13 protein-coding genes are annotated in these 23,463 nt (G+C 66.8%); 6 read left to right on the top strand and 7 right to left on the bottom strand.

Features of this window, described 5'->3' with window-relative positions:
* Positions 1-33 precede the first annotated feature (33 nt).
* From H0X95_RS07565 to H0X95_RS07555, 3 genes are all read right to left on the bottom strand, one after another.
* Positions 34-1,425 (bottom strand): undecaprenyl-phosphate glucose phosphotransferase, encoded by a 1,392-nt coding sequence (locus H0X95_RS07565; RefSeq protein WP_058902564.1) that lies wholly within the window; start codon positions 1,423-1,425, stop codon positions 34-36.
* Between the two features lie 323 nt (positions 1,426-1,748).
* Entirely contained in the window at positions 1,749-2,603 is an 855-nt protein-coding gene (locus H0X95_RS07560) for a hypothetical protein (protein WP_058902565.1), read from the bottom strand.
* A gap of 28 nt (positions 2,604-2,631) precedes the next feature.
* Positions 2,632-4,206, bottom strand: a complete 1,575-nt coding sequence (locus tag H0X95_RS07555) for a hypothetical protein (protein ID WP_058902566.1) — start codon at positions 4,204-4,206, stop codon at positions 2,632-2,634.
* A 352-nt stretch (positions 4,207-4,558) separates the two neighbouring features.
* Here H0X95_RS07555 and H0X95_RS07550 point away from each other — a divergent pair, with 352 nt between their 5' ends.
* The 4 genes from H0X95_RS07550 (at position 4,559) to H0X95_RS07535 (ending at position 7,417) form a co-directional block, all read left to right on the top strand.
* Entirely contained in the window at positions 4,559-4,873 is a 315-nt protein-coding gene (locus H0X95_RS07550; RefSeq protein WP_023477308.1) for a hypothetical protein, read from the top strand.
* A 2-nt stretch (positions 4,874-4,875) separates the two neighbouring features.
* A complete protein-coding gene (locus H0X95_RS07545; RefSeq protein WP_206533007.1) occupies positions 4,876-5,676 on the top strand; it encodes a glycosyltransferase family 25 protein in 801 nt (266 codons plus the stop codon).
* Between the two features lie 534 nt (positions 5,677-6,210).
* Positions 6,211-7,053, top strand: a complete 843-nt coding sequence (locus tag H0X95_RS07540) for a peptidylprolyl isomerase (protein WP_058902569.1) — start codon at positions 6,211-6,213, stop codon at positions 7,051-7,053.
* A gap of 4 nt (positions 7,054-7,057) precedes the next feature.
* Positions 7,058-7,417, top strand: a complete 360-nt coding sequence (locus H0X95_RS07535; protein ID WP_124633303.1) for a hypothetical protein — start codon at positions 7,058-7,060, stop codon at positions 7,415-7,417.
* 87 nt (positions 7,418-7,504) lie between these two features.
* Here H0X95_RS07535 and H0X95_RS07530 read toward each other — a convergent pair whose 3' ends face one another.
* From H0X95_RS07530 to H0X95_RS07515, 4 genes are all read right to left on the bottom strand, one after another.
* The gene (locus H0X95_RS07530; protein WP_179107124.1) at positions 7,505-7,720 is read right to left on the bottom strand and encodes a hypothetical protein; all 216 of its coding nucleotides are present in this window, start codon (positions 7,718-7,720) and stop codon (positions 7,505-7,507) included.
* A 137-nt stretch (positions 7,721-7,857) separates the two neighbouring features.
* Positions 7,858-8,178 carry a helix-turn-helix domain-containing protein gene (locus H0X95_RS07525; protein ID WP_059720914.1) on the bottom strand — a complete coding sequence of 107 codons (321 nt, stop codon included), beginning with the start codon at positions 8,176-8,178 and terminating at the stop codon, positions 7,858-7,860.
* Positions 8,178-8,513, bottom strand: a complete 336-nt coding sequence (locus H0X95_RS07520; protein ID WP_059720913.1) for a SymE family type I addiction module toxin — start codon at positions 8,511-8,513, stop codon at positions 8,178-8,180. Before H0X95_RS07520 ends, H0X95_RS07525 begins: the two co-directional genes overlap by 1 nt.
* A gap of 328 nt (positions 8,514-8,841) precedes the next feature.
* Complete coding sequence (locus H0X95_RS07515; RefSeq protein ID WP_058902572.1) at positions 8,842-11,823, bottom strand: sensor histidine kinase; 2,982 nt, start codon at positions 11,821-11,823, stop codon at positions 8,842-8,844.
* A 453-nt stretch (positions 11,824-12,276) separates the two neighbouring features.
* Between H0X95_RS07515 and H0X95_RS36165 the strand changes: the two genes are divergently transcribed.
* Together H0X95_RS36165 and H0X95_RS07505 are read left to right on the top strand one after the other, a co-directional pair.
* Positions 12,277-22,578: a YadA-like family protein gene (locus H0X95_RS36165; protein WP_269060557.1), complete on the top strand. Its 10,302-nt coding sequence runs from the start codon at positions 12,277-12,279 to the stop codon at positions 22,576-22,578.
* Positions 22,579-22,674: 96 nt separating this feature from the next.
* Positions 22,675-23,388 (top strand): OmpA family protein, encoded by a 714-nt coding sequence (locus tag H0X95_RS07505; protein WP_059721049.1) that lies wholly within the window; start codon positions 22,675-22,677, stop codon positions 23,386-23,388.
* Positions 23,389-23,463: the final 75 nt, after the last annotated feature.

Below are 23,463 nucleotides of genomic sequence, written 5' to 3'. Positions count from 1 at the left end.
GGCGATGCCGCGGCGCCGAACGGCATGCGCCGTTCAGTACGCGTTGGGATGCACGATCCCTTTCAGCACCGTCGCGCCGATGATTCGCAGGTCGAGCGCGAACGACCAGTTGCGCAGGTAGTACAGGTCGTATTCGACGCGCGACTGCATGCTTTCGAGCTGTTCGGTCGCGCCGCGCAGCCCGTTGACCTGCGCCCAGCCGGTGATGCCCGGCTTGATCCGGTAGCGGTGGATGTAGCCGTCGACGAGCGTGCGGTACTGCGCGTCGTGTTCCACCGCGTGCGGACGCGGACCGACCACCGACATGTCGCCGAACAGCACGTTGATGAACTGCGGCAGTTCGTCGAGGCTCGTGCGGCGCAGGAACGCACCGACCTTCGTCACGCGCGGGTCGTTGCGGGTCGCCTGCTCGACCTTGCCCGGTTGTTCGACATGCACGCGCATCGTGCGGAACTTGTAGATGTCGAACGTGCGGCCGTCGCCGCCGCGCCGCTTCTGCGTAAACATCACCGGGCCCGGCGAACTCAGCTTGATCGCCACGGCGATGACGAGCAGCAGCGGCATCAGCAGGATCAACACGGCGGCCGCGAACACGCGATCGAAGACGGCCTTCACGCACAGCGCGCCGCGCGACAGCGGCGGCGCGGCGAGCGAGATCGCCGGTTCGCCGAGGATTTCGTCGACCTGACTGCCGAACAGCGCGTGCCGGCTCACGTCGGGCATCAGGCGCAGCTCGACGAAGTCGCTGCGGAATTCGTCGATCACGCGCGTGATCGCGGCGTCTTCCGCGAGCGGCAGCGCGATCCACACTTCGTCCGCCCGCTGGCGGCGCGCACACGCGGCGAACGAGGCGAGATCGGTCGTGACGAGCGCGTCGCCGGCGAGCGTCGTCGCGCGGCCGGCCGTGCAATACGCGCTGACGAGCCGGTAGCGCGTATCGCCGGCCGCATCGAGCGACGCGACGATCCGCGCGAGGCGCTCGCTGCTGCCGACGACCGCGATGCGGGCGGGCGTCGCCGGCACGCGCAGGCTGCGCCGGCGCGCGATGCTCAGTGCGACCCGGAATACGACCAGTACGATCCCGACCTCGATCGTCCAGTCGAAGAACCACGTCAGCATCATCACGGTCGCGGTGGTCAGCGCGATCATCTTCAGGAACACGAAACCTTGCACGACGAGCCACAGCGCGAGCGTGCGGACCGCATAGCGCGTCGCGGGGCGCGGCCGGCCATCGAGGCCGATGCCCGCCAGGCGCAGCAGGAACGCCGCGAGCAGCGCGCTTACGCCGATCAGCAGCCATTCGATCGCGAGCGCGTCGAGATTCCACAGCGAACCGTGGTGCGTGAGTACCGCGATCGCGACGATCGCCGCGACATCGACCATGCAGACGACGATCTCGCTGCGCGGCCCGTGCTTCTTGTTCATTTCATCCGCCATCCTTGCCGTCGCGCACCGTCCGGAATGGCGGCGCGTCCGCGTTCGTGCAACGCTCCGCAGAGCGAGGTGCTGCCCGGTGCGTTGCACGGTGCGTTCGGGCAGTACGGCGAGTCTAGGAGCGATGACGGGGCGAGACCATCGGACTGCGGGCGATCGGAAAGGGCACTTCGATCGGACTGCGCGTCAACGGGTTAGGACTCGTGCCCGATGGCGTCAGGGATTGTCAAACCGCCTGTGGACAGGCGACCAGCACACGCTGTCGGCGCGCTGTGGCGATCGCGCCGACGTCGGCGGCTCGCGACGCGGCGTCGTCATGCCGCCACCGCGTGCGCGGCCAGCAGCGGCGCGAGCGACCGGGCCTGCGGATGGCTGCCGATCGTCGCCAGCGCGTCGGCTTCGAGCCGGCGGCGTTGCGCGGGATCGCGGACGAGTTCGACGCACGCCTCCACCAGCGCGTCGTACGGCGCCGCACGGAAGCCGTTGGCGTAATCGGGATCGACCGACGTCGTCGGCGACACCTCGCCGACGATCGCCTTGCCGTTCGTCATCAGATAGAACGCGCGTACCACCTCGAAAATGTGCGACGCGTAGTGATGCAGGTTCAGCACGACCTTCGCACGCGCGATGAAGGCGTCGCGCTCGGCGCCGTAGAGGCCGCCGCTGACGATCCCGACGTTCAGCCCGCGCGCCTGCAGCGCATCGAGAATCGCCGCGCGGCGCGGGCCGATCGTGCCGTAGAACAGAACGTCGATGTCCTGTTCGACGTCATCCGGAATGCGGCGCAGCTTCGGATGGAAGCCGAGCTTCAGGTAGCGCGCATGCCCGATGCCGAGGCCGTGCAGCTTCGCGAGGTTGCGCTCGCTGTAGTCCCAGGTTTCGTATCGCGACGCCCAGCGGTAGATGGCCTCGTTCCACGGCTGTTCGTCGACGTGCAGCTGCTCGGTGTTGACGACGATCGTGTCGGCCGGCACGTGCTCGGTCGCGCGTGGATCGGCGAGATGGCAGCCGATCAGGATGTTCCGTGCATCTGACATCATGGTGTTCTCGTTGAAGTGAACCGCGTGGCCGAGATCTTCGAGCCCGTACGCGATCGCCTCGGCGAGTTCCGTGAAGGCGCCCGAATGCGCGTAGTCCGGCGGGCGGACGATGCAGAGGTTGTAATCCATGGCGAATCTCCTGTCGGCGTGGCGGCGGTCAGCCGGCCAGCCGACGAAGATCGGCGGCGACCGCGTCCATGACCGGCTGCCAGTCGGCGAACGTCGTCTGCCGATACAGCGACGCGCTCGGGTAGAACGGGCTGTCGCGGCGGTCGTGCTGCCAGACCCAGTGCGGGTTCGCATCGAGCAGCACCCACGTGCGCCGGCCGAGCGCGCCGCTCAGGTGCGCGGCCGACGTGCAGACGGTGATCACGAGATCGAGTGCGCCGACGAAGGCGGCGGTATCGTCGACCGTGCGCCATTCGCGCGTGCAGTCGTTCACGACGAAACCCGCCGCGCGGGCGGCTTCGATGTCGTGCTGCGCGCCCGGTTGCAGCGAGTAGAACGCGACGTCCTGCTGCAGAGGGTCGAACGCGTCGGCATAACGTTCGAGCCCCACGCGGCGAAAGCGGTTGCGCTGGTGCGACAGACTGCCCGTCCACGCGAGGCCGACCTTCAGCCGCTTTTCGCCCGCGAGCGCCGCGCGCCACGCGTCGACGGCTGCCGCGTCGGCGTGGAGGTACGGCGTCGTCGCGGCGAGCGCGTCGCCGTCGAGGCCGAGCATCCCGGGGATGCTCATCAGCGGCAGCTCGACGTCGAACGCGGGCAGATCCTCGATGCGCGTGCTGGTGTCGAACACGTCGACATGCGTTGCCAGACTGCGCCCGAACAGGCCGCCCAGCACCGGAAACGCGTTCCACACGATCCGGCCGCCTTCGCGATGCACGCGTTCTGCGAGCAGCGGCACGTAGCGGCAGAACTGCAGTGCGTCGCCGAGACCCTGTTCGCCCCACACGAGCAGCGTCTTGCCCTTCAGCGATTCGCCGCGCCAGCGCGGCGCGGGAAACACCGGCAGGTTGCCGCGCAGTTCGGCCGAGCCTTCCCAGCGCGCTTCGTAATGGGGCCAGCCCGACGCGAAATCGCCGCGCGCGAGCTGGAGCAGCGACAGATTGTGGCGATACGTCGGGTTGTGCGGCGCGAGTTCGACGGCGCGTTGCGCATGCGTTTCGGCCTGGCCCCACCATTGCGCTTCCTTCATCGCCGTCGACGCGTTGTTCACGGCCAGCGCGCTGTCGGGCGCCAGCGCGACCGCACGGGTAGCCGCGCGCAATGCGCCGTCGAGATCGAAGCGGTCGATGCGCGTGACCACCGCATTGGTCCACGCGCGTGCGTCGTCGGGATCGTCGTCGAGCGCACCTTCGATGAGCGCGAATTCCAGATCGGGATCGCCTTCCGTCAGCCGGATCGCGAGCGCGAGATTGTTCTTCAGCGACGGCCACGCGGGCGCGAGCTCGAGCGTGCGGCGATAGGGCGCGATCGCATCCGCGTGGCGTCCCGCCATCTGCATCGCATAGCCGCAGTTGAATGCCGCTGCCGGCGACGCCGGACGCAGTTTCCAATGGGCGGCAGCCAGTTGGGCGGCGGATTCGACTTCGCCGCGCTCGATCAGCGTTTGTGTGGCGGTGGAGACGGCGTCGTCATCGACATCGACCGAGGCGGCATCGGCCTGCGTGGCGAGCATCGTGTCGTCGGTGTCGGCGAGCGTGGGCGTGTCGTGAGGCGAGATCTGCATGTCGGGGCTCCGGAGGGCCGGCCGCGTTCGAGGCAGCGGCCGGTGGCGGGGTTCGTCGTGAGGGCGCCAGCGGCTTGCACGCATGGGCACAAGCAGCATGGCGCCGGCTTGACGTCCACTTTATGGATCCGCACCCGGCAACTGAATAAGACTAGTCCGAATCGATGAGGCTCCGCGATGCATCCCCCGGTAACGAACGCGCCGTTCAGTCACGTTTGTAGTCCCAGTCCTATTTTTGGGTTCGCCGTTCGCCAATAAGACTCGTCTGATAGAGATCGCGTGCAGCGATCTTTGTAATACGCAGTATTCCGGCCGACGTCGTTCGGCAACTATCAGACAGGGAGTACTGACGATGAGCGCAGCAGATTTTCTGGTGAAAGGCACCGTGATCGGGATGGTCGCGAGCGCGGCCACGGTCGGGATGGTCCACGTGGCGGTCGAGTTCGGCACGCGCTGGTCGTCGAGCGGCATGGTCGTGACGATGGCGACCGCGTTGCTGATGGCGATGCTGCTGCTCGTGCCGCCGCTCGTGACCGCATGGCGCAACCGCAACGATGTGGTCGATCCGTTCTACGAGCCGGCGGCGTTGAAGCCGATGTTGCAGGGACGGACGATCGGCATCGTCGTCGGCATCGTGTTCGGCATTTCGATCGTGACGGGGTGGTGACGATGTCGACGCCCGTTACCGATCTTCGCGACGCAACCATCGCACCTGTACGCGCTTGCGCCGTCGATACGCCGTCCGTCGGCAAGACGCTTCGCGTGATCTCGCTGCAAGGCGAGCGTGGCCGGCGCGACGCGTTTCGTGCGAACAATCCGACGCTCGCATTCGAATTCGTCGACGCGATCGACGGTCGGGCGCTGTCGGACGACGATATCGCACGAAGCGGCCTGTTCGCGCCGGCGTTGCCGTACACGCGCGGCGCGATCGGCATCGCGATGACCACGCATCGCCTGTGGACCGACATCGCCGCAGGCAGCGAACTCGTGACGATCGTCGAGGATGACGCGATCTTCCGCCCGGACTTCGACGAAACGGCGATGCAGTTCCTCGCCGCGCATGCCGGCCGTTACGACTTCGTCGCATGGGGCTACAACTTCGATTCGATCCTGCGCGGCGCGATCTTCAACAGCCGCACGCCGGTGACGATGCGCTTCGACGAAGCGGCGCTCGCGCACGCCGTCGACGATTTCCGCACCGATCGCGGGCCCGTGCTCGTGATGGACCTGCTCGAGTTCTACGGGATCTGCGCGTACACGATCTCGCCGGCTGGTGCGCGCTTCCTGCTCGATCATTGTTTTCCGCTGCGACCGGAGACGCTGTTCTCCCACGGGCTCGGCCGCACGCTACCGAACTACGGGATCGACGTTGCGATGAACAAGTTCTATGGCGCGATGCGCAGCGTCGCTGCATTTCCGCCGCTCGCCGTGACGATGAACGCGCGCGAGACGTCGACGATTCAACGGTGACGTCGTGCGGAATAGGACCAGGCTGATTGTGCGGATGCCGGATGCGCTTCGACAATGCGTAGGTCGGGCATCTGCATGGTACGCGCCCGATACCTCGTATCCGAAGCCACGCTTCGTTGGACGCGCTGCCCGTTCACCGGGCAGCGCATTTTTCTCCGCGCGAGGCCGGCACGAGCGACGTTGCCGGCGCGGCCCGGTCAGGATGGCGAGAGGTGAATGCCTTGCGGCGACCGGTGGGCTCGGTCGCATCTGCACCGTTCGGGTCGCAGGTTGGGAGAACGCTGCCACATGCGAGCGCAGGGCATTCATCTCTGTCGTTCCCTCCGTCGGTCACCTGTGCCTCGCAGACGGCGGTGACTCTGCTCGGCAACGCGCGGCCGGCTCGACCGGCTCGCGCTTCAGGTCTGGTCGTGACGCGATCGCGCGCGCGGCCTGTCAGGCACCGACCCGGTCGGTTGTCCGCGGTGAAGCTGCCGCACCTCCACACGGCCGCCATCGCGTGCGGCACCTCCCTCCATCGATGAAGGAATCGTCATGAAGAAGCATCACATTTCCATTGTTTCCACCCTGATCGCACTCGCGTGCGCCTGCGGCGCCCCTGTCGCACGCGCCGCAGGCACGAAAACCGAAACGCCGCTGCCGCCGGGCGTCGAAGCGGTCGTCAACGACACGCCCATCGCGCGCAGCGACGTGGACAGCATGATCGAAGCCACCGGGCAGGCCGCCACGCCCGAATTGCGCGCGCAGGCCAAGCGCGAGCTGATCGCCCAGCACCTGGTCGAGCAGGCGGCGGAAAAGGCCAACTACGGTAGCCGCCCCGAAGTGAATCGCGTCGTGATGCGGGCGCGCACGGTCGCGGCGACGGATCTCTACCTGCGCGACAACCTGCGCCCGCAAGCGGTGACCGACGCGCAGGTGAAGGCGCGTTACGACGACGTCGTAGCGAATGCCGCGCAGTTCGAATATCGCGCGGACGTGATCGCCGTGGCCGATCCGGCCGAAGTGAACGCGCTGGTCGCGGAGCTGAAGCAGGGCGCGGCGTTCGACGCGGTCGCGAAGAAGTACAACACGACGCCGAACGGCGGCGTCGCGCAGTGGGTCGAGTTGCGCACGCCGGTGGCCGAGGGGAAGACGGGCGGTTTGCCGTTGCCGCTCGCGCAGGCGATCACGTCGCTGCAGCCGGGCGCCGTCGCGGGCCCGATCCGGGTCGGCAACGCGTTCGCGATCGTGAAACTCGACGAGAAGCGTGCGACGGTCGTGCCGACCTTCGAGGCGGCGAAGAACGTGCTGCGTCAGCAGCTGGAAGCGCAGGCGCAGCAGCGCGCGATGACGGCGCTGGTCGACAAGCTGGCCGGGCAGGCGACGATCCAGCAGTAAGTGGGTGTATCAGGAAGACGGCGGATCGGGTGATTCGCCGGTCAGGCCGCTGCCGTGGACCACAGTGGCGGCTTTTTTCTTTTGTGTCGAGCACGTATGGCCGCTATATTTGAACTTCGTTCGCGCAGCATTGCGGGTGTTGTCCGCAGGTAATCGAAGGAGGCAATCAACGATGACAGATTCTTGCGCAAACGAAGATCGGTATGTTCCGGTGCCGCATACTGCGGCCGACACGGCGCGCCTGCTTGCCGATCCGGCCATCAAGGCGGCATACGACGAGATGGCGGATGAGTTCGCTGCACTCCGCGCACGACTCGAAGAGAATCAGCCTGGTCCGATTGGTTGTAACGGTTGTTCACGTTAAATTGATCGAGTGTGGCACCGGAGCCGCTTCGGCGGCGGCCGTTGGGCCCGGCCGTAGTCATGCTATGCAATTCGATAGCACCTACTCCTAACGCTGCCTTATGCGAGCGCTGATGCGCTTCCGGCCGCCACACACTTTTTCTATCGGGAAGTGCTCCGCTTCGTAGCGTGCGATCAGGTCCGCCAGAACCTTCAGTTCTTCGCCCTGCGGTGTGCCTGGCGCGGGATCAAACTCGACAAGCGCGGATACCGCCTGCAGTGCGGCCTCGTAATCGGCATCGGTTCGAATCGGTTGACTGTCCATCCCGTTGATCATTGCGATTGGTTGCTTTTCTCGTGCTGTCCGTTGCAGACAAGCGCGTCGGACTGTCGTATTTCAGCGCACGTCCGGCTGAAGCATCGCGACGCCGGACGTGAAGGCCCGTAGCGGCGGGCCCTTAGTCAGACCGAAACCGTAATCCCCGCCGGCCCGAATTCCCCCGCCGGCTTCACCACGATCTCCACATGCTGGCCGAACGACGCCAGCGTCAGCATCAGTTGATCCAGCGTTACGTTCCGGAGCCGCTCGCGCTGCTCGGGCGTGACCACCGGCCGTGCCATTTCGGCGAGCGTCGCCGCCTCTTCCTCGGTCAGGCCGCGCGACGCCATCAATGCGTTGAGCTTCAGTACGAGCACGGATTTGGCCGCCAGTTCGCCGACGTCGTAATAGTCGAAATCGTCCGGCACGTTGTCGGGGTGTTGATTCGATGCGTCGTAGTTCATTACGCCTCCTCCGCCATCATCGACGGTTGCCGCTGTTGCCCGGTGCCGCAATCGACATCGGGAAATCCATCCTTTCCGGCAGGGCTCGGGTCCGCCTCATCGATCGGCGTGATCACCAGCCGCTTGTGCGACACCTCGATATGCAGACGCTGTTCGGGATCGAAACCCGCCGCCTCGATCCATCGGCCGGACAGTTTCATCCACAGATGCACGACTGGCGGCGCCATGTCGGCGAGCCTGATATGCGGAACGATGCGGCGGGATTGAAGAGACGAACGAGGGGAGACAAAACGATCGCGGAAATACATCGGTGCGTTATGATTCGCGCCAGCCATGGTCAACTCCTTGGAAGTTGGTTGTGGTCAGCGGCCCGCAGGTGCTGTTTCACCTGCGGGCCGCGCTCGTTTACGCAACGGATTTCGAGTACCGCTTCCTCACATGCATCGCATGTCGAAGCGGCCTGAGAACCCTGGCGAAAACGTGCAACCACTGTAGTCGAGAACACCCGGCGTGATGGATCGGTCACGTACGAATTTATCGATGTTGGCCATCCGGCCTATGCATCGACGCTTGCTGCATAACGAATCCGGCGCGATCGCGTCGGCTGACTGCGTCGTCGATTCATTCCCGATGTGTCAGAAATCGTTTCAATCGATGATTCGATCAGCCCGCCGCACGCCGCATCAGGATCTCGTTCGCGCTCTGTCGATAGCGCTCGAACTCCCGCGCGAACGCGGCCGCATCCCCGGCCAGCGCCAGCGCTTCCATCGACGCGCAAAGCCCTGAAATCTCCCGCTCGCCGATCATCGCGAACGCACCGCGCATGCTGTGAATCTCCGAACGCGCAACCTTCAGATCGCCATCCTGCAACGCCCGCGCAATGGTCGCGCTCGAGCGTCGCGTCGCATCGACGAGCACCGTGTGCAGGTCTTTCGGCAACGGGCCGGGGGCGCGCGCGGGTACGGGCGGATACGTCGGCCGCCGCCACGTCCCCGCGTACTTCGCGATCGCCTGCTCGAGCGATTTCAGCGACGTCGGCTTCGTGACGATTTCGTCGATACCCGCTTCCCACGCCAGCCGCAACTCGTCCGGTTCGGCATGTGCGGTGACCGCCAGGATCGGCTGTACGCGGCCGCGTTCGCGCAGCACGCGGGCGAACGCGTAGCCGTCGAGGCCCGGCATGTTCAGATCGGTGAGCACGACCGCATAGTCGTGACGATCCACCAGATCGAGCGCTTCCGCGACATTCGATGCGATATCGGCCTGATAGCCGAGTACGTCCAGCTGATCGTGGACGAGCGAACGGTTGACCGGATTGTCGTCGACGAACAGCACGCGCACGTCCGGCGCGTCGTCGCTCGAAAGCGCCTGGGCCGCGCCCGGCTGGCGGTCGAGCGGCAGTGGCAACGTGACGACGAAGGTCGACCCGACGCCCGGCACGCTGTTCGCGTCGATGCGCCCGCCCATCGATTCCGCGAGCTTGTAGCTCAGCGCGAGGCCGATGCCCGTGCCGCCGAAACGGCGCGCGATCGATTCGTCGGCCTGCGCGAACGGCTCGAACACGTGCGCCAGCTGGTCGGCCGTCATGCCGATGCCCGAATCGCTGACGCGGATCGTCACGGGCGTCGCGTCGCCCGACGGCGCCGACACCGACAACGCCACCGCGCCGCGGTCGGTGAACTTGATCGCGTTGCTGACCAGGTTCACGACGATCTGCCGCACGCGCATCGGGTCGCCGAGATACGTGTGCGTGACCGCCGGATTGACGTCGATGCGCAGCGCGATGCCCTTCGCGCCGGCCACCGGCTCGAACAGGTCCGCCACGTCGCGCATCAGCTCGTCGATCCGGAAACCGGTCGCTTCGAGCGTCATCCGGTCGGCTTCGATCTTTGTCATGTCGAGCACGTTGTTCAGCATGTCGAGCAGCATCCGTGCGGCCGACGTGACCGCATGCAGGCGCGGCTTCTGCCGGCTCGGGTCAGGCGCCTTGTCGAGCAGTTCGAGATTGCCGAGCATCGCGTTCAGCGGCGTGCGGATCTCGTGGCTGATCGTCGCGAGGAACGTCGATTTCGCGCGGTTCGCGCTGTCGAGCGCGCGTTCGGCGTCGGCGCGCGTCGTGATGTCGGAGAAGCTGCACAGCAGCGCATCCTTGCCCTTGTAGCGCACGCGCACGAAGTTGACGAGCAGGTCGCGCGCGCGGCCGTCGTCGAGCGTCACCGGCAGTTCGACGTCGAGCTGCACGGGCGACGCGTCCGCGTGTTCGCGGTAGTGCGCCAGCAGCCGCTCGTGCAGCGGCGGATCGCCGGCCTCGCGTTCGTACAGTTCGAGCATCCGGTTGCGCAGCAGCACCTGTCGCGTGTCGGGCGATACGAGGCCGATGCCGAACGGCGCGGTCGCGACGATCGTGCGGCTCATCCGCTCGCTTTCGAACACGCGGCGCGAGCGGCGAAACAGCGGTGCGAACACCCGCAGGTCGAACGCGATCACGAGCGTCCACAGCACGATGAGGATCGTCGCGGTCGTGCCGAACTCGCGCAGCATCGTCGACCAGATCGCAAAGGCGATCGTGCGCCACGAGTACGCATAGACAATCGCGTAGCCGGTGTCGGAGATCCGGTCGCTGATCGTGAACACGCCGTGGCGGTAGCTTTCGTCGAAATGCGCGAGGCCGCGCCGCCACGTGCCTTCGGCCAGCGCGTGCTTCATCAGCGCGGCGCCGTCCTCCGCGTCGCCGGTGCGGTCGACATCGAGCAGCACGCGGCCGTTTTCGTCGATCAGCATCGCGACGGCATCGGCCGGCGCGTGCTTCATGCGCTCGGCGATCACGTCGACGTCGAAGTCGCTCACGAAGGTCATGAAATGCTGCTGACCGTCGAAGGCGGGTTCGACGAGACGGAAGACCGTCTTGCCGGTCAGCGGATCGATCGCCGGCGCCTGCCACGCGATCCGGCGCGACAGGCGCCAGTAGCGCGCGACGGCCGGATCGGACCAGTCGGCAGCGTCGAACGCGAGGTGCTGGATCAACGCATGCGTGTCGCGCACGCCGATGCGCGCGAGCAGGTCGGGATACGGCATCGACGGCGGCGGCGTGATCGCGATCACGTTGCGGTCAGGACTGTACGCGTAGCCGCGCACCGCGCGACCGGTCTGCCGCTCGGCCGCCGCGACCGAAATCGTCTGGCGCTCCATCAACTGCACGTAGCGATCGGTTTCGTGGTCGGCGAGCGCCTTCGGCGACGCGGCCACGAAGATTTCGCTCACGCCGGGCATCGGGGCGAGCAGCACGTGCCCGTCTTTTCTCAGTGCATCGGAGGCTTCGCGCGCATGCGGCGGATGGCCGTTCCACAACAGCTCGGCATTGATCACCGCGCGGCGCATCGATGCCTGTTTCGCATCCATTTCCAGTTGCACGAGCGCCTTGTGCGTCGCGAACAGGTCGCGGCGCTCGGCGATGTAGTCGCGCACCGACCCGACCAGCAGGATGCCGGCCGCGATCAGGATCACGAGCGACAGCACGACCGCGCCGCCGTACAGCGTGAAGCGCTGATACCGGTTCAGCAGGCTCAGGTCGTGCGCATCGTCGTCAATCGACGCGAACGGCGCGCTGGCGTCCGTATGGGACGCGAAGAGATGGCGGATGGGCATGAGACGAAGACCGGTGAATCAATGCGCAAATCGGGAGACGCGTCGCGGCGATGCCGGAACGCGGACGATATCCGCGAGCCGCACGACGGCGGCGCGATGCGCGGCCGGCTCGGGGAACGGGAAAATTATCGGGATAGCGGGCGGGTCTGTATGTAGGGCAGTCCGAAACACTCGCGCGCGATGGATAGGACCAGTCCTATTCAGGCAATCGGCGGCGCGGTGCGTATATAAGGCTTGCCGCGCGCTCGTGTCAAACGGAATCGTTCAGGAGAGCGGCGTGTCGTGCCGCGTCTGGCACGGCCGATTGTCAAGCAACGTCATGTTAGGACTGGGCCTACGAAATAAGTCGCCGCACGTCCAGCCGTCTGATTATCGAAATGACAGGCGATCAATACATTGGCATCTGTGGACGAGGAGCGTCCTTCACCCTTTTTCTCTACAGAGGCAATCAGCATGAACAAGAGTTATCGCACCGTCTGGAACGCGACGACGGGTACATGGACGGCGGCGGCCGAAACCGCGCGGATGCGTACGAAATCGAAGTCGAATACGACGATGCGGTCGTCGGTCACGGCGGCGGTCGCGGTGATGGCCGGCGTGGGCGGCGGTTCGATGGCAAATGATGCGATGGCGCAGGCCGCCAATGGCGGCGGGTCGTTGTCGCTTTGTGCGCCGACCGGTAGCGGTTATTACGGGACGACCTTTGGCGGCGGCAATACCGTCGGAACGCGGACAACCGGGGCGTGCGGTACGGCAATCTCCAATTTCAGACTGAGTGAAGGTCACGTCCGGTCGTTTCAGCTGTACAACCACAGCAACGTCAACGGTGGTGGCGTCGGTCAGGCCAGCGCGGCGACCGAAGCCGGCATCAGCGGCACCGTCGATGGCCATCTGTTCCTGCTGGGCGGCTCGGGCGTGCACCTGCGCGGCCCGGTGGACGTCGATAGCAACTTCAACATGACGAACCACCGCATCAACAACCTGGCCGCCGGTACGGCCGGGACGGATGCCGTCAACGTGAATCAGCTGAACGCAGCGATCGCGGCCGCGGGGACGGTGAACCCGTACGTGGTGACCAATACGGGTACGTATGCGGCGGCGACGGCTGCGCGCGCAGGTAGCAGCGCCACCGCGATCGGTGCCAATGCCAGCGCGACGGGTACTTCGGCCGTAGCGCTCGGCGGCAATACTGTGGCGAACAATCAGAACGCCACGGCGATCGGCACGTTGTCGCGAGCGACGGGGTCGGAAAGTGTTGCGGTCGGTACGAGCGCAAATGCTGCGGGCGCCAACGCATCGGCCTTCGGCCAGGCAGCTGCCGCTCAGGCCGTCAATACGACTTCCGTGGGCTCCCGTTCGACGGCTACTGCGGATGGCGCAACTTCGCTCGGGTTTTCCGCGAGCGCCGTGGGTGCGAACGCCATCGCGGTCGGTCGCGGCGCGAGCACCAGCGGAACCTATGGCTCCGCGATCGGCTATTCCGCCAATGCAACCACGAACGCCGTTGCGATCGGTGTGCTCGCGAATGCGACATCGGCGTCGAGCGTGGCACTGGGCGAGCGCGCGAGTGCAACGGGTACGACCGCGACCGCGCTCGGCCGCGGGGCTCTGGCCAGCGGGACGAATTCGGTTGCGCTCGGCGCGAACTCGGTTGGCGATCGCAACAATGCGGTGTCGGTCGGGTCGACGTCGCAGCAGCGACAGATCGTCAACGTGGCCGCCGGTACGCAGAATACGGATGCCGTGAATCTCGGTCAGATGAATACTGCGTTGTCGACCAAGGTCGACAACACGTACATCAAGATCGATACGCGCAACGGTACGGCCGCCGCGCAGGCAGGCTCGGGCGCGGTTGCCATCGGCACGAATACGAGCGCGTCCGGAACGTACGCGACGGCGTTCGGCAACAGTGCACGGGCCAACGGGGACAACAGCACGGCGCTCGGCTTCCAGGCAAGCAGTGCGGGCGGCGCCGCCGTCGCGGTCGGCAATGGTGCGAACGCAAGCGGCTCGCATGGCGTTGCACTGGGTGTCAACGCCGTGGCATCCCATACCGATTCGGTGGCGCTTGGTGCCCTGTCAGCGACGGACCGCAACAACAGCGTATCGGTCGGCTCGTCGACGCTGCGTCGGCAGATCACCAACGTGGCTGCCGGTACGCAAGAAACCGACGCCGTGAACGTCGGCCAACTGAATGCCGCGATCGCGGCAGGCTCGAACCCCTATGTAGCGGTGCGTGGTTCGATCGCGGCACGCGCTTCCGGTACTCAGTCGATTGCGATCGGCGACGGCGCGATCGCGAATGCCACGGACATCAATGGCGGTCAGACGAATATCGCCATTGGCGCCAAGGCGTACACGTCGGGCGGATTCGGGCAACTGGCGCTCGGCGAGGGCGCGTCCACGACGAACACCAATGCCGGCGGGGCGATCGCAATCGGGCGCGGGGCCCGGACTACGCAACGCGGCGTGGCGCTCGGCGACGGCGCGTCGGTGACGGCTCAATACGGTGTCGCGTTGGGTGACACTTCGATCGCCGATCGAGCGAATAGCGTGTCGGTGGGTTCGGCGACGCTGCAGCGGCAGATCACGAACGTGGCGGCCGGCACGCAAGACACGGACGCAGTGAACGTGAGCCAGCTGAAGGGCTCGGGCCTGATCGGAGACGACGGCAAGTCGATCGCCGCGGTGACGTACGACCGTAACGCGGACGGCACGCCGAACTACGGCACGGTGACGCTGGGCAACGGCGCAGGTCCGACGCAGATCAAGAACGTCGCGGACGCGACGGACGACCATGACGCACTGAACCTCGGCCAGTTGAAGGACGCGGGCCTGGTCGGTGACGACGGCAAGGGCAACCTGACGTCGATGGCGGTGACGTACGACGGCGCGGCGCGTGACAAGGTGACGCTGGCCGGCGCGGACGGCACGACGCTGTCGAACGTGAAGGCCGGTGTGGCGAACATGGACGCGGTGAACGTAGGCCAGCTGAAGGACTCGGGCCTGATCGGCGACGACGGCAAGTCGATCGCCGCGGTGACGTACGACCGTAACGCGGACGGCACGCCGAACTACGGCACGGTGACGCTGGGTAACGGCTCAGGCCCGACGCAGATCAAGAACGTCGCTGACGCGACGGACGATCACGACGCACTGAACCTCGGCCAGCTGAAGGACGCGGGCCTGGTCGGTGACGACGGCAAGGGCAACCTGACGTCGATGGCGGTGACGTACGACGGCGCGGCGCGTGACAAGGTGACGCTGGCCGGCGCGGACGGCACGACGCTGTCGAACGTGAAGGCGGGTGTGGCGAACATGGACGCGGTGAACGTAGGCCAGCTGAAGGACTCGGGCCTGATCGGCGACGACGGCAAGTCGATCGCCGCGGTGACGTACGACCGTAACGCGGACGGCACGCCGAACTACGGCACGGTGACGCTGGGTAACGGCGCAGGCCCGACGCAGATCAAGAACGTCGCTGACGCGACGGACGATCACGACGCACTGAACCTCGGCCAGCTGAAGGACGCGGGCCTGGTCGGTGACGACGGCAAGGGCAACCTGACGTCGATGGCGGTGACGTACGACGGCGCGGCGCGTGACAAGGTGACGCTGGCCGGCACGGACGGCACGACGCTGTCGAACGTGAAGGCGGGTGTGGCGAACATGGACGCGGTGAACGTAGGCCAGCTGAAGGACTCGGGCCTGATCGGCGACGACGGCAAGTCGATCGCCGCGGTGACGTACGACCGTAACGCGGACGGCACGCCGAACTACGGCACGGTGACGCTGGGTAACGGCGCAGGCCCGACGCAGATCAAGAACGTCGCTGACGCGACGGACGATCACGACGCACTGAACCTCGGCCAGCTGAAGGACGCGGGCTTGGTCGGTGACGACGGCAAGGGCAACCTGACGTCGATGGCGGTGACCTACGACGGCGCGGCGAAAGACAGCGTGACGCTGGGCGGCGTTGGCGCGACCACGCCGGTGGCGATCCACAACGTCAAGGATGGCGAACTGTCGGCGACGAGCAAGGATGCCGTGAACGGTTCGCAGCTGTTCGCGACGAACCAGAACCTGAGCGACCTGAAGGATTCGCTGAAGGATGGCGGCGTGATCGACCCGGTGACGGGCGAATCGCTGGCTGTCGTGTACGACAGCAACGCGAAGGACACGGTTACGCTGAAGGGCACGGACGGCACGACGCTGTCGAACGTGAAGGCCGGCGTGGCGGACATGGACGCGGTGAACGTGAGCCAGCTGAAGGATTCCGGCCTGATCGGCGACGACGGCAAGTCGATCGCCGCGGTGACGTACGACCGTAACGCGGACGGCACGCCGAACTACGGCACGGTGACGCTGGGTAACGGCGCAGGTCCGACGCAGATCAAGAACGTCGCGGACGCAACGGACGATCACGACGCACTGAACCTCGGCCAGCTGAAGGGCGCGGGCCTGGTCGGCGACGACGGCAAGGGCAACCTGACGTCGATGGCAGTGACCTACGACGGCGCGGCGAAAGACAGCGTGACGCTGGGCGGCGTTGGCGCGACCACGCCGGTGACGATCCACAACGTCAAGGATGGCGAACTGTCGGCGACGAGCAAGGATGCCGTGAACGGTTCGCAGCTGTTCGCGACGAACCAGAACCTGAGCGACCTGAAGGATTCGCTGAAGGATGGCGGCGTGATCGACCCGGTGACGGGCGAATCGCTGGCTGTCGTGTACGACAGCAACGCGAAGGACACGGTTACGCTGAAGGGCACGGACGGCACGACGCTGTCGAACGTGAAGGCCGGCGTGGCGGACATGGACGCGGTGAACGTGAGCCAGCTGAAGGATTCCGGCCTGATCGGCGACGACGGCAAGTCGATCGCCGCGGTGACGTACGACCGTAACGCGGACGGCACGCCGAACTATGGCACGGTGACGCTGGGCAATGGCGCGGGTCCGACGCAGATCAAGAACGTCGCGACGGGCGTCGACGACCTCGACGCAGTCAACGTCAAGCAACTGAACACGGGCCTGTCGGATCTCCGCGACGAGATGTCCGGCGGCAACCTGCGCTTCGTCAAGGTCAATGCCGACCCGGTCACGGGCACGCCGGCTGTCGCCAGCGGCGCGCTCGCGGTCGCCATCGGTTCCGACGCACGGGCGACCAGCGCCAACTCGCTGGCGCTCGGCAGCGGCGCACGTGTGACCGGCAACGGTTCGGTCGCGATCGGCTACAACTCGGTCGCGAACCAGAACAACGTCGTGTCGGTCGGCGACGTGGGCCGCGAACGCAAGATCGTCAACGTGGCGGACGGCGACGTCGCATTCCAGAGCACGGACGCGGTCAACGGCGGCCAGCTGTATGCGGCGCTGAACGACCTGTCGACGTCGGTGAGCTCGAAGACGCAACAGGCGATCGACAGCTTCTCGTCGGAGATCGACAAGAAGACGAAGGCTGCCATCGACGAGGTGAGTTCGCGCTCGATGCAGACGATGGACGTCAGCGACCCGCTCGTCGCGATCGAAGGCCTGCAGGGCAACAACGTCGCGTCGCTGAACGGCGCGGATCCGGCTACCGCAACGGCGGCCGCGATCGGTTCGTCGACGGCGGCAAGCGGCGCCAATGCGGTGGCCGTCGGCCTGCAAAGCGGCGCGGGTTCGAACAACTCGGTCGCGATCGGTAGCTTCGCGCAGACCGGCGCCGGCCAGGACTACTCGGTCGCCATGGGTTCGAACGTCCAGACGAACGGCACGCAGGCCGTCGCGCTGGGTGCGAACGCGCAGGCGAACGGCGAGTATGCGCTGGCCGTCGGCAACAACAATGCGCAGGCAATCGGCGACGGCTCGATCGCGCTCGGTAACGCCGCGAACGTGCGGGCCGGCTCGACCAACGCGATCGCGATGGGTACCGGTGCGAACGTCGCACGCGGCGTCGAAGGCGCGATGGCGCTTGGCGCGAACACGACCGCGGGCGCGGCCAACAGCGTCGCGCTCGGCGCGAACGCGTTCTCGAATCGTGCGAACTCGGTATCCGTCGGTCGTGCGGGTGCCGAACGCCAGGTCGTCAACGTCGCGGCAGGCACGCAGGCGACCGATGCGGTCAACGTCAGCCAGTTGAAGGGCGTGACGGACGCGCTCGGCGGCGGGGCGGCGGTGGGCGCGGACGGCACGGTGACGAGCCCGACGTACTCGCTGGCGGACCCGGCGGATGCGTCGCAGTCGAAGTCGTACAACAACGTGGGCGACGCGCTGTCGAACCTCGACGGCCGTACGACGACGAACACGCAGAACATCACCGTGATCAACAAGCAACTGGCCGATTCGGGTCTGGTCGATCCGGTGACCGGTCAGTCGATCACGGCGGTGACGTACGACCGCAACGCGGACGGCACGCCGAACCTCGGTTCGGTGACGCTGGGCGGCGCGGGCGCGACGGCTCCGGTCGCGCTGAAGAACGTCGCGGACGCGAAGGACGACCACGATGCGCTGAACCTCGGCCAGCTGAAGGACGCGGGCCTGGTGGGCGACGACGGCAAGGGCAACCTGACGTCGATGGCGGTGACGTACGACGGCGCGGCGAAGGACAAGGTGACGCTGGCCGGCGCGGACGGCACGACGCTTGCGAACGTGAAGGCCGGCGTGGCCGACATGGACGCGGTGAACGTTTCGCAGCTGAAGGGCTCGGGCCTGATCGGCGACGACGGCAAGTCGATCGCCGCGGTCACGTACGATCGCAACGCGGACGGCACGCCGAACTACGGTTCGGTGACGCTGGGTAACGGTGCAGGCCCGACGCAGCTGAAGAACGTGGCCGATGCGACGGACGACGGCGATGCGCTGAACCTCGGCCAGCTGAAGGAGGCAGGCCTGGTGGGCGACGACGGCAAGGGCAACCTGACGTCGATGGCGGTGACGTACGACGGCGCGGCGAAGGACAGCATCACGCTGGGCGGCACGGGCGCGACCACGCCGGTGGCGATCCACAACGTCAAGGATGGCGAACTGTCGGCGACGAGCAAGGACGCCGTGAACGGTTCGCAGCTGTTCGCGACGAACCAGAACCTGAGCGACCTGAAGGACTCGCTGAAGGACGGCGGCGTGATCGACCCGGTCACGGGCGAATCGCTGGCTGTCGTGTACGACGGCAACGCGAAGGACACCGTGACGCTGAAGGGCGCGGACGGCACGACGCTGTCGAACGTGAAGGCGGGTGTTGCCGACATGGACGCGGTGAACGTTTCGCAGCTCAAGGGCTCGGGCCTGATCGGCGACGACGGCAAGTCGATCGCCGCGGTCACGTACGACCGTCTCGCGGACGGCACGCCGAACTACGGCTCGGTGACGCTGGGCAATGGCGCGGGTCCGACGCAGATCAAGAACGTCGCGGATGCGACGGACGACCATGACGCGATCAACTACAACCAGTTGAAGCAGTACGTCGCGGACAACTCGGGCGGTTCGGGCAACCCGCTGGCCGTCGGCTATGACGACGACACCAAGGCTCGCGTCACGCTGCAAGGCGGCGCGGACGGCACGACGATCACGAACGTGAAGGCGGGCGCGGTCACGGCCACGAGCACGGACGCGATCAACGGTGCGCAGCTGCACGGCACGGCGCAAAGCGTGGCCGATTCGCTGGGCGGCGGCGCGACGGTGGGCGCGGACGGCAAGGTGACGAACCCGACGTACTCGCTGGCCGATCCGGCGGATGCGTCGCAGTCGAAGTCGTACAACAACGTGGGCGACGCGCTGTCGAACCTCGACGGCCGTACGACGACGAACACACAAAACATCACCGTGATCAACAAGCAGCTGGCCGATTCGGGTCTGGTCGATCCGGTGACCGGTCAGTCGATCACCGCGGTGACGTACGACCGCAACGTGGACGGCACGCCGAACCTCGGTTCGGTGACGCTGGGCGGCGCGGGCGCGACGGCTCCGGTGGCATTGAAGAACGTCGCGGACGGCGTGGATCGTCACGACGCGATCAACGTTGGCCAGTTGCAGGACGCGGGCCTGGTCGCGCCGGTCGATCCGGCGAACCCGGGTGCGGGCCTGACGTCGCTCGCCGTCGCGTACGACGGTGTCGCGAAGGACACGGTCACGCTGAAGGGCGCGGACGGTACGACGCTGTCGAACGTGAAGGCCGGCGTGGCTGACATGGACGCGGTGAACGTGAGCCAGCTGAAGGGTTCTGGCCTGATCGGCGACGACGGCAAGGCGATCGCGGCGGTCACGTACGACCGCAACGCGGACGGCACGCCGAACTACGGTTCGGTGACACTGGGTAACGGCGCCGGCCCGACGCAACTGAAGAACGTGGCCGACGCGACGGACGACGGCGATGCGCTGAACCTCGGCCAGCTGAAGGATGCGGGCCTGGTGGGCGACGACGGCAAGGGCAACCTGACGTCGATGGCGGTGACGTACGACGGCGCGGCGAAGGACAGCGTGACGCTGGGCGGCGCGGGCGCCACGACGCCGGTCGCACTGAAGAACGTTGCGGACGGCAAGGATCGTCACGACGCGATCAACCTCGGCCAGTTGCAGGATGCGGGCCTGGTGGGTCAGGACGGGTCGGGCAACCTGACGTCGCTGGCCGTCGCCTACGACGGTGCAGCGAAGGACACGGTCACGCTGAAGGGCGCGGACGGCACGACGATCACGAACGTGAAGGCGGGCGCGGTCACGGCCACGAGCACGGATGCGATCAACGGTGCGCAGCTGCACGGCACGGCGCAAAGCGTGGCCGATTCGCTGGGCGGCGGCGCAACGGTGGGCGCGGACGGCACGGTGACGAACCCGACGTACTCGCTGGCCGACCCGGCGGATGCGTCGCAGTCGAAGTCGTACAACAACGTGGGCGACGCACTGCCGAACCTCGACGGCCGTACGACGACGAATACGCAGAACATCACCGTGATCAACAAGCAGCTGGCCGATTCGGGTCTGGTCGATCCGGTGACCGGCCAGTCGATCGCGGCGGTGACGTACGACCGCAACGCGGACGGCACGCCGAACCTGGGTTCGGTGACGCTGGGCGGCGCGGGCGCGACGACGCCGGTGGCGTTGAAGAACGTCGCGGACGGCGTGGATCGTCACGACGCGATCAACGTGGGCCAGTTGCAGGACGCGGGCCTGGTTGCGCCGATCGATTCGTCTAACCCGGGTACGGGCCTGACGTCGCTCGCCGTGACGTACGACAAGCATGCGGACGGTTCGGCGAACTTCGACCAGATCACGCTGAAGGGCGCGAACGGCACGACGCTGTCGAACGTCAAGGCCGGCGCGGTGAACGCGACCAGCATGGACGCGGTGAACGGCTCGCAGCTGTACGGCGCGTCGAAGAGCGTGGCCGACGCATTGGGCGGCGGCGCGACCGTCGACGCGAACGGCAACGTGACGAACCCGACGTACACCGTCAACGACAAGACGTACAACAACGTCGGCGACGCGATCGAGAACATCTCGAGCAGTCTCGTCCACGGCTCGATCGGCCTCGTCCAGCAGGACGCGGACACGCGCGAGATCACGGTCGCGAAGGACACGGACGGCACGTCCGTGAACTTCACGGGCACGTCGGGCGACCGCGTGCTGACCGGCGTGGGCGCGGGTGCGGTGAGCGCGACGAGCCGCGATGCGATCAACGGTGCGCAACTGCACGGCACCGCGCAGAGCGTGGCGGACGTGATCGGCGGCGGGACGACGGTCGATGCGGACGGCAAGCTCGCGGATACGTCGATCGAAGTGAACGGCAGCAAGTACAAGACGGTGGCCGAAGCAGTCCAGGCCGCGGCCAAGTACGGCGCGACCGATTCGCTCGCGGTGCGTTACGACCTGAACAAGGACGGCACGCCCAACTATGGCTCGGTGACCCTCGGCGGCTCGGGCGCGGCACCGGTGCGCCTGACCAACGTCGCGGACGGTTCGAGCCGGTATGACGCGGTGAACTTCGGGCAGTTGAGCGAACTGAACGACAAGATCGGCGGCCTCGACGATCGCGTCGGCGAACTGGAGCGGAACCCGGGCACGGGCAATCCGGGCAACGGCGGTTCCGGCAACGACTACTTCGCCGGTACCGACGTGGGCACGGACGGCACGACGAAGGCGAACGCGGGCGGCGGCACGGGCAACACGGCTGCCGGTTCGGGCGCGACGATCGGCACGGGCGCGAACAACGCCACGGTCGTGGGTTCCAACGCGAACGTATCGGGCAGCAACGGTACGGCGATCGGTTCGGGCTCGAAGAGCAGCGCCGAAGGCGCGACCGCGATCGGCAGCAATGCGAAGGCATCGGGCGAGAAGTCGACGGCGATCGGCGACGGTGCGAACGCGTCGGGCAAGAACTCGGTCGCGCTGGGCGCCGGCTCGGTGGCGTCGAGCGACAACACCGTGTCCGTCGGTACGGCCGATCAGAAGCGCACGATCTCGAACCTGGCCGATGGCGTGAACGCGTCCGACGCGGCGACGAAGGGCCAGATGGATCGCGCGATCGGCGGCGTGCAAGGTCAGGTCAACGACCTGTCGCGCAACGCGTACTCCGGTATCGCCGCGGCCACCGCGCTGACGATGATCCCTGGCGTCGATCCGGGCAAGACGGTGTCGTTCGGTATCGGCGGCGCGACCTACAAGGGCTATCAGGCGGTGGCGTTCGGCGGCGAGGCCCGCATCACGCAGAACCTGAAGATGAAGGCCGGCGTGGGCATGTCGAGCGGCGGCAACACCGTCGGCGTGGGCGCTTCGTATCAGTGGTAAGCCGCCGGGCGGGGCGCAGGCCCTGCCCGCGCAGGCGATCCGCCTGACTTCATTCAACTTTTTTAAGGCGTCCGCCTTCACGGCGGACGTTTCACCATGACCATGAAAACCTTGTTGTTGCGCGCCGCGTCGATCGGCGCGATCGCGATGGCGCTCGGTGCGTGTACGACGCAATCGGGCGTCACCTACGACATCCGTGCGGTGTCGATTCCCGGCAAGCCGGACACCGTATTCCGCGTGAGCTGCGACGGGCTGCTCGGCAGCGCGAACGCCTGCGCCCGCGCGGCGGAGGAATTCTGCCAGGGCAAGGGCTTCACGCCGCTCGAGATGATCGACCGCGTGTATAGCCGCGCGCCGATGAAGGACCCGCGCGAGATCACGTTCATGTGCGGCAAGCCGCAGCCGGTCGTGCAGGCCGCGCCGCCGGCGCCGCAACCGGCGCCGGCGCCTCAGCCGGTCCAGCAGCGCCAGGTGCTGCTGCAGGGCGACGCGAACTTCGCGTTCGACAGCGCGGTGCTGACGCCGGACGCGCGCAGCCAGCTCGACCGCTTCGTGCAGATCAACAGCGGCGTCGAGTTCCGCCGCGTGGCGATCACCGGTTTCACCGATTCGACGGGCAGCGACACGCACAACCTCGCGCTGTCGGCTTCGCGGGCCCGCAACGTGATGAACTACCTGCGCGGCAACGGCCTGAAGGCGCAGTCGTTCGTCTCCGAAGGCCTCGGCGCCGCCGATCCGGTCGCGTCCAACGCGACCGCGGAAGGCCGTGCGCAGAATCGCCGCGTCGAGATCCGGATCGATGCGAAGTAACGCGCAGCGGATGACTCGCCACCGGTACGCGCGGGAACCCGATCGGCACTGAGCCGACGGAAGGACGCTCCCACC

The organism is Burkholderia sp. 9779_493 (genome assembly GCF_015712215.1).
Lineage (GTDB): Bacteria > Pseudomonadota > Gammaproteobacteria > Burkholderiales > Burkholderiaceae > Burkholderia > Burkholderia cenocepacia.
The sequence above is the reverse complement of the archived record's forward strand: the minus strand, read 5'-3'. Positions and strand labels throughout refer to the sequence as shown.

Excerpts from the sequence above, each read along its gene's own strand:
- H0X95_RS07545 (WP_206533007.1), top strand. The coding sequence starts at position 4,876 with ATGTCGACGCCCGTTACCGATCTTCGCGACGCAACCATCGCACCTGTA.
- H0X95_RS07525 (WP_059720914.1), bottom strand. The coding sequence starts at position 8,178 with ATGAACTACGACGCATCGAATCAACACCCCGACAACGTGCCGGACGAT.
- H0X95_RS07540 (WP_058902569.1), top strand. The coding sequence starts at position 6,211 with ATGAAGAAGCATCACATTTCCATTGTTTCCACCCTGATCGCACTCGCG.
- H0X95_RS07505 (WP_059721049.1), top strand. The coding sequence starts at position 22,675 with ATGACCATGAAAACCTTGTTGTTGCGCGCCGCGTCGATCGGCGCGATC.
- H0X95_RS07565 (WP_058902564.1), bottom strand. The coding sequence starts at position 1,425 with ATGAACAAGAAGCACGGGCCGCGCAGCGAGATCGTCGTCTGCATGGTC.
- H0X95_RS36165 (WP_269060557.1), top strand. The coding sequence starts at position 12,277 with ATGAACAAGAGTTATCGCACCGTCTGGAACGCGACGACGGGTACATGG.
- H0X95_RS07515 (WP_058902572.1), bottom strand. The coding sequence starts at position 11,823 with ATGCCCATCCGCCATCTCTTCGCGTCCCATACGGACGCCAGCGCGCCG.
- H0X95_RS07560 (WP_058902565.1), bottom strand. The coding sequence starts at position 2,603 with ATGGATTACAACCTCTGCATCGTCCGCCCGCCGGACTACGCGCATTCG.
- H0X95_RS07555 (WP_058902566.1), bottom strand. The coding sequence starts at position 4,206 with ATGCAGATCTCGCCTCACGACACGCCCACGCTCGCCGACACCGACGAC.
- H0X95_RS07550 (WP_023477308.1), top strand. The coding sequence starts at position 4,559 with ATGAGCGCAGCAGATTTTCTGGTGAAAGGCACCGTGATCGGGATGGTC.
- H0X95_RS07530 (WP_179107124.1), bottom strand. The coding sequence starts at position 7,720 with ATGGACAGTCAACCGATTCGAACCGATGCCGATTACGAGGCCGCACTG.
- H0X95_RS07520 (WP_059720913.1), bottom strand. The coding sequence starts at position 8,513 with ATGGCTGGCGCGAATCATAACGCACCGATGTATTTCCGCGATCGTTTT.